11 protein-coding genes and 1 pseudogene are annotated in these 11113 nt (G+C 69.1%); 3 read left to right on the top strand and 9 right to left on the bottom strand.

Features of this window, described 5'->3' with window-relative positions; all coding sequences use genetic code 11:
• Positions 1-585, top strand: a 585-nt coding sequence (locus MKK54_RS11060) for a DNA translocase FtsK (protein ID WP_279597305.1), incomplete at its 5' end; no start/stop codon positions are given.
• Positions 586-622: 37 nt separating this feature from the next.
• Here MKK54_RS11060 and MKK54_RS11055 read toward each other — a convergent pair.
• Genes MKK54_RS11055 through MKK54_RS11045 form a run of 3 tightly spaced genes read right to left on the bottom strand, consistent with a single transcriptional unit; the run spans position 623 to position 3862 of the window.
• Positions 623-943, bottom strand: a complete 321-nt coding sequence (locus MKK54_RS11055; RefSeq protein ID WP_244010845.1) for a YnfA family protein — start codon at positions 941-943, stop codon at positions 623-625.
• A 25-nt stretch (positions 944-968) separates the two neighbouring features.
• Positions 969-2009, bottom strand: a complete 1041-nt coding sequence (locus MKK54_RS11050; protein WP_244010844.1) for an aldose epimerase family protein — start codon at positions 2007-2009, stop codon at positions 969-971.
• 56 nt (positions 2010-2065) lie between these two features.
• On the bottom strand, positions 2066-3862 hold the full coding sequence (locus tag MKK54_RS11045; RefSeq protein ID WP_244010843.1) for an ABC transporter ATP-binding protein: 1797 nt from the start codon (positions 3860-3862) through the stop codon (positions 2066-2068).
• 176 nt (positions 3863-4038) lie between these two features.
• On the opposite strand from MKK54_RS11045, the gene MKK54_RS11040 reads away from it, so the two are divergent.
• Complete coding sequence (locus MKK54_RS11040) at positions 4039-4959, top strand: metal ABC transporter substrate-binding protein (protein ID WP_244010842.1); 921 nt, start codon at positions 4039-4041, stop codon at positions 4957-4959.
• 10 nt (positions 4960-4969) lie between these two features.
• Here MKK54_RS11040 and moaD read toward each other — a convergent pair whose 3' ends face one another.
• Genes moaD through MKK54_RS11020 form a run of 4 tightly spaced genes read right to left on the bottom strand, consistent with a single transcriptional unit; the run spans position 4970 to position 8757 of the window.
• The gene (gene moaD, locus MKK54_RS11035; protein WP_244010841.1) at positions 4970-5221 is read right to left on the bottom strand and encodes a molybdopterin converting factor subunit 1; all 252 of its coding nucleotides are present in this window, start codon (positions 5219-5221) and stop codon (positions 4970-4972) included.
• Positions 5222-5235: 14 nt separating this feature from the next.
• The gene (pgsA, locus tag MKK54_RS11030) at positions 5236-5835 is read right to left on the bottom strand and encodes a CDP-diacylglycerol--glycerol-3-phosphate 3-phosphatidyltransferase (RefSeq protein ID WP_244010846.1); all 600 of its coding nucleotides are present in this window, start codon (positions 5833-5835) and stop codon (positions 5236-5238) included.
• A gap of 58 nt (positions 5836-5893) precedes the next feature.
• Positions 5894-7972: an excinuclease ABC subunit UvrC gene (uvrC, locus tag MKK54_RS11025; RefSeq protein WP_244010840.1), complete on the bottom strand. Its 2079-nt coding sequence runs from the start codon at positions 7970-7972 to the stop codon at positions 5894-5896.
• 50 nt (positions 7973-8022) lie between these two features.
• Entirely contained in the window at positions 8023-8757 is a 735-nt protein-coding gene (locus MKK54_RS11020; protein WP_244010839.1) for a protein phosphatase CheZ, read from the bottom strand.
• 246 nt (positions 8758-9003) lie between these two features.
• Between MKK54_RS11020 and MKK54_RS11015 the strand changes: the two genes are divergently transcribed.
• Positions 9004-9852, top strand: a complete 849-nt coding sequence (locus tag MKK54_RS11015) for a L,D-transpeptidase (protein ID WP_244010838.1) — start codon at positions 9004-9006, stop codon at positions 9850-9852.
• A 45-nt stretch (positions 9853-9897) separates the two neighbouring features.
• Here MKK54_RS11015 and MKK54_RS11010 read toward each other — a convergent pair whose 3' ends face one another.
• Complete coding sequence (locus MKK54_RS11010) at positions 9898-10644, bottom strand: DUF2076 domain-containing protein (RefSeq protein WP_244010837.1); 747 nt, start codon at positions 10642-10644, stop codon at positions 9898-9900.
• Between the two features lie 217 nt (positions 10645-10861).
• Positions 10862-11113: pseudogene (locus tag MKK54_RS11005) on the bottom strand (porin family protein); the annotation flags it as partial.

The following is an 11113-nucleotide window of genomic DNA, read 5'->3' as shown; positions in this document are numbered from 1 at the left end:
CACCTGATCATGGCCACGCAGCGTCCGTCGGTGGACGTGATCACGGGCACGATCAAGGCGAACTTCCCGACCCGGATCTCCTTCCAGGTGACCAGCAAGATCGACAGCCGCACGATCCTGGGCGAGATGGGCGCCGAGCAGCTGCTGGGCCAGGGCGACATGCTGTTCATGGCCGGCGGCGGGCGTACCACGCGCGTGCACGGGCCGTTCTGCTCGGATTCGGAAGTCGAGAGCGTGGTCGCCCACCTCAAGCGCCAGGGCCGGCCCTCCTACCTCGAGGCCGTCACGGCCGACGAGGAAGGCACGGCGGGCGCCAAGGGTAGCGCCGACGAGATCGAGGTGGACGGCGCGGTCTTCGACCAGGGCAGCTTCGGCGAGGCCGGCGGCGATCTCTACAATCAGGCCGTCCAGGTCGTCCTGCGCGACAAGAAGGCGTCGACCAGCTACATCCAGCGCCGCCTTCAGATCGGCTACAACCGCGCTGCCTCCCTGATGGAGCGGATGGAGGTCGAGGGCATCGTCGGCCCGGCCAACCACGCCGGAAAGCGCGAGATCCTGATCGAGCCGGACGCGCACCAGGGCTGATCCTGTCGCCGCTCGATCGAAGCGGAGACCCTGTCGCTCAGGCGCGCGGCCCGTACAGGATCACCGCCGCGCCGACGAGGCAGATCGCGGCGCCGGTCATGTCCCAGCGATCGGGCCGCTGGCTCTCGGCGATCCAGAGCCAGAGCAGCGACGCGGCGATGTAAACACCCCCATAGGCCGCGTAGGCCCTTCCCGCCGCCTCGCTCTCGACCCGGGTCAGGAGGAGGGCGAAGAGGATCAGGGCGGCGGTGCCGGGCAGGAGCCACAGGCCGGAGCGCCCGAGCCGCGCCCAGGCCCAGAAGGCGAAGCAGCCGCCGATCTCCGCGAGCGCGGCGGCGGCGTAGAGGGCGAGTGTCACGTGGCGTCTCCCCGAGCGGCGATTCTCAAGGATCGACCGAGAAGCGGTAGGTCGTGGTCGCCGCGAAGCGCTCGCCCGGCCGGAGCACGGTGCTCGGAAAATCCGGATGGTTCGGCGCGTCGGGGTAGCCTTGCGCTTCGAAGCAGACCGCGTCGCCGGCCCGGTAGAGCGTCCCACCCGATCCCGTCACCGTCCCGTCGAGCATGTTGGCGGTGTAGAGTTGCAGCCCGGGTTGCGTGGTCGAAACGGTGAGGCGACGCCCGCTCGTCCGGTCGCGGGCCGTCGCCACCGCGCGCAGGGTGCCGTCGCCCGCGAGAACGAAGGTGTGGTCGTAGCCATGGGCCAGGGCGATCTGCGGATGGGCGTCGCGGATGCGCGCGCCGAGGGCGATCGGCGTGCGAAAATCGAAGGGCGTCCCCGCCACGGGCGCGATCGCGCCGGTCGGGATCTGCTCGGCATCCGTCACCAGCACGCCGTCCGCCGCGATGGCGACCTCGTGGCCGAGGACGTCGCCCGCGCCCTCGCCGGCGAGGTTGAAGTAGCTGTGATTGGTCAGGTTCAGGATGGTCGGACGGTCGGTGACGGCGGCGTAGTCGATCGCGAGCGTCCCGTCCGGATCGAGGCGATAGGTCACCGTCACGTCGAGGGTGCCGGGAAAACCCTGCTCGCCGTCGGGTGAGCGGTAGCCCAGGGTGAGACGGCGCTCCTCGTGGGCCTCGACGCGCCAGACCCGGCGGTCGAACCCCTCCGGTCCGCCATGCATGGTGTTTCGGCCCGCGTTCGCCGGCAATTGGTGATCGTGGCCATCGAGGGTGAAGCGGCCACGGGCGATGCGGTTGGCATAGCGTCCGATGAGCGCGCCGAAATGCGCGTCGCTGGCCTCGTAGCCGGCGAGATCGGCCGCGCCCAGGACGACGTTCGCCGCGTGCCCGGCCCTGTCCGGCGCCTCGATGCGGCGGATGATGCCCCCGTAATCGAGGATGTCCACCGTCACGCCTCCGGCCGCGAGCGTGTGGGCGGTGACGGCCTCGCCGGCCCGGGTTCGACCGAACGGCTCCGATCGCATGGGGTGCTCCATCTTCGCCTCGGACGGCTCAACGCACGAGCCCGGTCTCGGTCCCCTCAGGCGGACAGGCCGACATCCTCGGAAGCCTCGGATCCTTGTATGTCGGAGTCTTGCATCCGGTGGAGCCGGGCATAGGCCTCGCCGGTCGCGAGGAGTGCCGCGTGGGTGCCGGTCTCGAGGATACGGCCCGCCTCCATCACCACGATGCAGTCCGCCTCGCGCACCGTCGAGAGCCGGTGGGCGATGACCAGGGTGGTGCGCCCCGCCATCAGGCGCAGGAGAGCCGACTGAACCAGGCGCTCGGATTCCGAATCGAGCGCGCTGGTCGCCTCGTCGAGCAGGAGAATGGGCGCGTCCTTGAGGAAGGCGCGGGCCAGGGAGATGCGCTGGCGCTCGCCCCCGGAGAGACGCCCACCGGACGGGCCGACCTGGAAGTCGTAGCCCTCGGGCAGGCGGCTGATGAAGCCGTGCGCGGCCGCCGCCTCGGCCGCCGCCTCGATCTCGGCCCGGCTGGCGCCCGGGCGGCCGAAGCCGATATTGGCCGCGATGGTGTCGTCGAACAGCACGACATCCTGCGAGACCACCGCCACGGAGGCGCGCAGCGAGGCGAGCGTCACCGCGCGGATGTCCTGCCTGTCGATGCTCACGGCACCCGCGGTGACGTCGTAGAGGCGCGGCACAAGGTTGAGGAGGGAGGACTTGCCGGAGCCCGACCGGCCGACCAGCGCCACCGTGGCACCGGCCGGGACGGTGAGGTCGATGCCCTCCAGGGCCGGTGCATCGGCGCGGTAGCGGAACCGCACGCCGGTGAAGCGGATTTCCCCGCCCGTCACCCGCAGCGGCTGCGCGCCCACGCGCTCGCCGATCAGGGGAGCCTCGTCCATCAGCGCGAAGTAGCGTTGCAGCGCCGCGCCGGCCTCCTGAAGGATGGCGTTCAGGGACCCGAGGGTCCGGATCGGCTGGGAGGCCAGCAGCAGGGCCGTGACATAGCCGGTGAAATCGCCGACCGTGCGGTCCCCCGAGGTCACCCGCTGCCCCACCAGGGCCAGCACGGCGGCGACCGCGAAACCGCCGCCGATCTCCAGCAGCGGATCGAGGCGCCCGCGCGCGTTCGCGGCCTTCATCTTGAGGCGCCGCACCTCCTCGAAGGCCCCTCGCGCCCGGCCCTTGAGATACCCCTCCAGGGCATAGGTCTTGGCGATGCGCGCGCCCTGCAGGCTCTCGGTGATGAGGCTCGCGGTCAGGCCCATCCGCTCCTGCGTGCTGGTCGAGACCCGGCGCAGCTTCTTGCCGACGCGGCCGATGGGACCGGCGACGAAGGGCGCCACCACGCCGGCCACCAGGGTGAGGACCGGGTCCATCCAGAGCAGGGCAGCCACCAGGGCGATCAGCATCGCGACGTCGCGCAGGAGCACCGTGGAGATGCGCGTCAGCGCCTCCTTGATGAAGGCGAAATCCGTGGTGAAGCGCTGCGTGAAGGCCGCCGGGCTCTCGCGGCCGATCTGCGCCAGGTCGGACTCGATGAGGTGCCCGTAGAGGGCCGCCTGCATGTCGGCCTCGACGCGGGTGACGACCCGGTTGGTCAGGACCGTCTGGCCGAACAGCGCGAAGCCCCGGATCGACGTGATCGCGATGACGATGACGGGCGCGTAGGCGAGGGCTGCCAGATCCTTCTTGTCGAAGGCGTCGAAGGCGAGCTTGATCAGCGTCGGGTAGAGGCCGGTGGCCACGCCCACGATGGCGATGAGCACCAGCACCACCAGCAGGGTCGCCCTATGCGGCCGCAGCCATTCCCGCCAGACCCTGGCGAGGAGGGGGAGGATGTCGCTCTTGGGAAGCGCCCTGCGCGCCATGCTGCTCTGCTCTCGCCTGCCCGCGACCGCCGGATGGCGCGGGGCCGCGACGTCCGGATCTTGAGGTAGCGCGGTGTTTGCGTCCGCATCCCCGTGAGATCAAGCGAAAGCCGTCAGGCTTGGAAATGTGATAATGTTACAGTAAGGACTGCCGGGTCCGTCGAAAGGGTTCTCCCATGCCGTCCTGGCGCCTCCCGTTGCCCGCCGCGCTCGCGCTCCTCCTCGGTCTGCTCGGACCGGCGCATGCCGCCGAGACCAAGATCCGCGCGGTCGCGACCTTCTCGATCCTCGGCGACCTTGTGGCCCAGGTCGGCGGAGACCGCGTCGCGGTCACGAATCTGGTCCAGCCGAACGCCGATGCGCATGGCTACACACCCGCCCCGAGCGATGCCCGGACCCTGGCGGATGCCCAAGTCGTCGTCGTCAACGGCCTCGGCCTGGAAGGCTGGATCGACCGGCTGATCAAGGCGTCCGGCACGAAGGCGCCCGTGGTCGTCGCGTCCACCGGCATCAGGCCGATCGAGGTCGAGGACGACGACCACGGCCATGGTCACGCGCATGGTCACCACGACGATCCCCATGCCTGGCAGAACGTCGCCAACGCGAAGATCTACGTCAGCAACATCCGCGATGCCCTGGTGCGCATCGATCCCGAGCACGCCGCGACCTATGCCGACAACGCCAAGGCCTACCTCGCCACCCTCGACACGCTCGACGCGGATGTGCGGGCGGCGCTCGGCGCCATCCCGAAGGCGCAGCGCCGGGTCATCACCACGCACGACGCCTTCGGCTACTTCACGGCCGCCTACGGCCTCACCTTCATCGCGCCGCAGGGCGTCTCGACGGACAGCGAGGCGAGCCCGCGCGATGTCGGCCGGATCATCCGCCAGATCCGCCAGGAGAAGATCCCGGCCGTCTTCCTGGAGAACATCGTCGATCCCCGCCTGATGCAGCAGATCGCCCGTGAGAGCGGCGCGGCGATCGGCGGCAAGGTGTATTCCGACGCGCTCTCGGGGCCGGACGGTCCGGCGCCGAGCTACGTGGCGATGATGCGCAACAACGTCTCGGCCTTCACGGCGGCCCTATCGAAGCGGTGAGGGCGGGCGGTCAGCCGCCCGTCATCGGTGGGAAGAACGCGATCTCGGATGCGCCCGCGATCGGCGCGTCCGGCTTGGCATGGACCCGGTCGATGGCGGCGCGCACGATGCCGGTGGTCTCGAAGGCGTGGGCGTATTCCTCGCCCCGGCCACGCAGCCACCCGACGAGATCGGAGACCGTCACGAGATCGGCCGGCAGCTCGACGCTCTCCTCGGCCTTGCCGACGCGCTCGCGGACCCAGGCGAAATAGACGAGCTTCATCGCGGTGGCTTTCCTCAGCGCGGGTCGTCGATGACGTGCTTGATGCCGGCCCGCATGTAGTCCCAGCCGGTGTAGAGCGTCAGCGCGGCGGCGATCCACAGGAGCAGGGTGCCGGCCTGGATCGTTCCCGGCAGGATGCTCTCCCCGGCCGGACCCGCCACCAGGAAGCCGATGGCGATGAGCTGGAGGGTGGTCTTCCACTTGGCGACCTTGCTCACCGGCACGCCGACCTTCAGCTCGGCAAGGTATTCCCGCAGGCCCGAGACCAGGATCTCGCGGCACAGGATCACGATGGCGGCCCACAGGGTCCAGCCATGGATCGTGTTGTCGGCCGACAGCATGAGCAGGCAGGCCGCGACGAGGAGCTTGTCGGCGATGGGGTCGAGCATCCGCCCGAGCGCCGAACTCTGATCGTAGGTCCGCGCCACGTAGCCGTCGAGGTAGTCGGTGATCGCCGCCAGGACGTATATGCCGAGGGCTCCGAAGCGCGCGCTCGGCTCGGTCGGCCAGTAGAGCAGGGCGACCACCACCGGGACCGCCACGAGGCGCCCGTAGGTCAGGCAGTTCGCCAGCGTCCAGGCGGGCGACCGGCGTCGGGTGAGGGCGGGATTCATCGCAGGCGTGAAACCATGCGCCGGGTTGGGGGTCAACCGCCCCGCGAGATCCTTCTCCTCACGCATGGGTGTGGAAGAAGTCGTAGACCGCCCGCGCGGTGGCAGCGTTGACCCCCGGCGTCTTCGCCAGATCCTCGAAGGCGGCGCGCTGGATCGCCTTCACGGTCCCGAAATGGTGGAGCAGCGCGCGCTTCCGGCTCGGCCCGATTCCCGCGATCTCGTCCAGGGGGTTCTTGATCATCTCGCGCTTGCGCTTGGCCCGGTGGGTTCCGATGGCGAAGCGGTGCGCCTCGTCGCGCAGGCGCTGCACGAAGTAGAGGGTCGGATCGCGCGGCGGCAGCTTGAAGGGCGGGCGCCCGGGCACGAAGAACGTCTCGCGCCCCGCATCCCGGTCGCGGCCCTTGGCGATCCCCACCAGGGCCACGTCGGTGACGCCGATCTCCTCCAGGGCCGTGCGCGCGGCGTCCAGCTGACCCTTGCCGCCGTCGATGAGCACGAGATCGGGCCAGGCCGGCAGGGTGTCGCTCTCGGGCGGCGCCTCGGGCACGGGCTCCGCCGCGCCGCCCTCGCTCGCGGCGATGGCCGCCTCGCCCTCGGTGCGCGGGTTCTCCTTGACGAGGCGCTTGAAGCGGCGCTGCAGCACCTCGCGCATCATCCCGTAATCGTCGCCCGGCGTCAGCTCCTCGGATTTGATGTTGAAGGTCCGGTAATGCTGCTTGGCGAAGCCCGTCGGGCCGGCCACGATCATGCCGCCGACCGCGTTCGTGCCCATGATGTGCGAATTGTCGTAGACCTCGATGCGCCGGGGTGCCGACGCCAATCCGAACGATTGCCCGAGGGCGACGAGGAGCTTGCCCTGCGAGGCGGTGTCGGCGAGGCGCCGCCCGAGCGCTTCCTTGGCGTTGCGCTGGGCGTATTCGACGAGGTTCTTGCGCTCGCCGCGCTGCGGCTGGTGAATGTCGACCCGGTACTCGGTCCGGCTCGACAGGGCGGCGGCCAGCAGTTCGGCATCCTCGATGACGTGGGACACGAGGACGAGGCGCGGTGCCGGCTTGTCGTCGTAGAACTGGCCCATGAACGAGGCCAGCACCTCGTCGGCGGTCATCGAGCGATCGGCCTTGGGGAAGTAGGCGCGGTTACCCCAGTTCTGGAAGTTGCGGAAGAAGAACACCTCGATGCAGAACTGCCCGGCCTGCTCGTCGAGGGCGAAGACGTCCGCCTCCTCGACACCCTGGGTGTTGACGCCCTGCGTCCCCTGGATCGCCGAGAGCGCGGCGATACGGTCGCGAAAGCGCGCCGCGCGCTCGAATTCCATCTTCTCCGAGGCGTCCTGCATCTCCTCGCGCATGCGGTCCTTCACGGCGTTCGACTTGCTTGCGAGGAAGCTTTTCGCGTTGTCAGCAAGGCCCCTGTAATCGGCGAGGTCGATCTCGCCGGTGCAGGGGCCCGAGCAGCGCTTGATCTGGTAGAGCAGGCAGGGCCGGGTGCGGTTCTCGTAGTAGCTGTCGGTGCAGGTGCGCAGCAGGAACGCGCGTTGCAGCGCGTTCACGGTGCGGTTCACCGCCCAGACGCTGGCGAAGGGGCCGTAATAGCTGCCCTTCCGGCGGCGCGCGCCGCGATGCTTGATGATCTGCGGCGCCTCGGAATCGGCCGTGACCAGAATGTAGGGAAACGACTTGTCGTCGCGCATCAGGACGTTGAAGCGCGGCTTCAACTGCTTGATGAGGTTGGCCTCGAGGAGGAGCGCCTCGGTCTCGGTGGCGGTGGTAACGAACTCCATCGCCGCCGTCTGCGAGATCATGCGGGCAATGCGGTTCGAATGCGCCTGGCCCCGCGCGTAGGAGCCGACCCGAGCCTTCAGGTTCTTCGCCTTGCCGACGTAGAGCACGTCGCCCTTGTCGTCGAACATCCGGTAGACGCCCGGCGACGTCGGCAGGGTCGTCCAGAAGCGCCGGATCACCTCCGTGCCGGCCTTGACCGCGCCGTCCTCGAAATCGAAATCGATCTCGGGGGCGTCGTCCGCCTCCGCGTGCGCGTGAGATTCCTCGGACGCGTCGTCCTGGAACGCGTCCTGATCGTCGAAACCGTCCGGCGGCAGGTCTTTCGAAGACGGGGCTTTCGCGGGGGCGCGGCTCATGCCGCTGACTTAAGCCTCGGGGATTGGAGAGGGAAGGGCGCCCGGCCGCCTCAATCGAACAGGGCGTCGATGTCGCCCTGGTCGACATGGCCGATATCGTCGGCCAGCTTCGGTCCGTTGAGCAGCGAGGACTCGTCGTCGATATCGATCTTGCCGGGCGTGGCGCCGAGGAGATCGCTGAAGCTGTCGAGGCCGCCCCAGGCCCCGATCATCCGGTCGAGATGCTCCTCGATGAACTTCAACACCCCGACAATCTTGTTGATGCGCTGGCCGGTGAGGTCCTGGAAGTTGCAGGCCTCGAAGGCGATGACGACGCGCTCGAGGATCGCGTCGATGTTCTCACGTCCCGCCATGGTGGTGGTCATGGCGCGCAGCATGCTGGCGTTGGTCTCGATCTCCTCGATCGCGCCCAGGATCGTGCTGGTGGCGCGCTCGGTGGAATCCACGACGGCGTCGAGTTCGCCGGCGACCCGGCGCATGCCCTTGCCGGTGTTCTCCGAGCGATAGAGCGTGGCGATCTCCTGCTTGGTGCGGGTGATCGCCTCCTTCATCACGTCGAGTTCGGAGCGCATGGCGAAGGCTTCGTTCAGCTCCCTCCGGCAGGCCTCGACGGTTTCGATGGTGCTCGTCTGCGTGACCTTCCGCAGGTCCTGGATCGCCGACAGGATTTCGTCGAGGCGCTTGTTGCTGAGACTGACCGCCTCCGCCGAGACCGCGGTTTCGGTCGCGACGGAAGGGCTCGCGAGACCGAGGCTGTCCTCGATGCGGTAACGTTTCATGGTCATCGGTTGCGATCAGCCGGCAGGAGTGAAGCGAGCCGATGGTGAAGGGAACTCATTGCGATTTCTTGAACGCGGCAACGCTCCGGCAACCTTTACCGACCGTTCACGCTGAATCCGCGCAGCTGTTCGCAGCGGCATCAAGAGAAACGATTCATCACGTTCCTTCACCCTCCACTGTCGAGCGCGCCCGATCCTGCCGGTGTGCCGACCCCGCCAGCGGGTTCGGTCCGACGTGGAGCGTTGACGAGCATGCGGTTCGATTGGTGCGTGGCTGTCGCCTGCGTGGCGGCGGGGTTGGCGGGGCAGGGCGCGCAGGCGCAATCGGCGGGGCCGGCGCGTCCCGGCGCCTATGGCGGCGGTTTCATCGAGTTCCTGATGAGCGACGACCGTGCGCCGCGCCAGGCGGTTCCGGTGCGGGGCGGACCTATTCCGCTCGCCGATGCCGGAGTTCCGCCGCGTCACGCCTCGCCCTACGGCTATGGTGGACCGGGCAGTCCGCGCATGCTGCACTCCGGCGAGCGCGTCCCGGAGGAGCGGGAACCCCCGATCGCCTATGCGCCCGCGACGCCGGCGCCCGCGGCTCGGGTGCGCCTCGCGGCCCTCCCGCAGCCTCGCGCGGTCGAGCCTGCCGTCGAGACCATCGCGCGGGCGCCCGATCCGCGCTACGGCCGTCAGGTCGTCGCCTACGATGGACCGCAGCGTCCGGGCGCCATCGTGGTCGATACGCCGGCCAAGTTTCTCTATCTCGTCCAGCCCGGAGGCCAAGCCATCCGCTACGGCATCGGCGTCGGGCGCCCCGGCTTCGCCTGGTCGGGGCTGAAGACGATCAGCCAGAAGCGGGAATGGCCGGATTGGACGCCGCCGCCCGAGATGGTGCGCCGTCGGCCGGATCTCCCGCGCCACATGGCGGGCGGCCCCGGAAATCCGCTCGGCGCTCGCGCGCTCTATCTCGGTTCCTCGCTCTACCGCATCCACGGCACGAATGAGCCGCATACCATCGGCCAGAACGTGTCGTCCGGGTGCATCCGCATGATGAACGAGGACGTCATCGACCTGTACGAGCGCACCCCCGTCGGTACGCGCGTCGAAGTGCTCTGAGGTGAGAGCCGGCGCCATGGAACATGGCGCCGGCCCGAACCGCGATCAGACCCAGTTGTCGTCCCCGCCACCGCCGAGGTCGCCGCCGAAATCACCACCGGGATCGTTGTCGAACGAGGCGTCCTGGAGGCCATCGCCCCCGCCCAGCGCCGCGCCGAGATCGTCATTGCCGCCACCGAAGAAGTTGTTCTCGGTGATGTTCGGGGCTCCGCCGCCGAGACCCGCCGCGGCGGCGCTGCCGAGCGAGGAATGTCCGCCCGCGAAGGCGTTCGAGAGCGCGCTGCCGAGGAGCATGCCGCCCGCCGCACCCGCCGCCATCGGCAGGGCCGTGGCCATGAAGCCGCCACCACGGGCGGGCGCCGCCTGCTGGCCGGCCCATGGACCGCCCTGCTGCGGACCGCCGTAACCCGGCTGCTGCTGGCCGTAGCCGGGTTGCGGCTGCCCGTATCCCGGCTGTTGGCCGCCCTGGTTGCCCCAGGCGCCGCCCTGGCGCGGCTGCGGCTGCGGTTCCGGCTGGCGCGAGGCGCCGCCGCCGAAGATGCTGGACAGGAAGCCCCCGCCGCCCTGCGGTTGCTGCTGGTTCGCGTGGCGCAGTTGCTCGAGCTGTTCGTTCAGGCTCTTGATCGCCTCTTCCTGCACGTAGATCAGCTGCGCCATGGCATAGGGCGCGTAGGGCTGCGCCCGGATCTTGTCGGCAATGAAGCGTTCGGCCTCCGCGTCTCTGGGCTGGCTGGAAGCCTGCTCCAGGCGCTGGAAAATACCGCCGATGACGTCGCGTTCTTCGCTGTTCATGGAGTCGTCCTCCTGGGGGCAGCCGGCGGATGCACCACCCGCGCGGGCGGGTCAGAGATGGGGGTGCCACCGGCGTTTGTCAGGGGCTCAACGCAAACTTTGCCTTTCGGGATGCATCCGCGCGGATCGAACTCCGCCCTCGAACGCAAAAGAGCCCGGCCTCGCGGCCGGGCTCTCGGGATCGACGACGCTCCGAGGGAGCGTCGGACATCCGATCCTAGTAGGTGCCGAACTTGTAGTTCACGCCGGCGCGGACGACGACGAACTCGTCGGAGCGACGGTTGGTGTAGCCCGAGGTTGCGGTCGCGTAGTTGGTGTTGATGCGGTAGGTCTGGCCGGTGGAGTTCGAGTACGCGAACACGCCGTTGTTGGCGTTGTCGCGGTCGAGGTTCACGTACAGGCCTTCGACCTTCAGCGTCACGGCCGAGGACTTGAAGAAGTTCAGGAACGAGTCGGTGGGCAGGGCGTA

This window comes from Methylobacterium sp. J-068 (genome assembly GCF_022829445.1).
Lineage (GTDB): Bacteria > Pseudomonadota > Alphaproteobacteria > Rhizobiales > Beijerinckiaceae > Methylobacterium.
The sequence above is the reverse complement of the archived record's forward strand: the minus strand, read 5'-3'. Positions and strand labels throughout refer to the sequence as shown.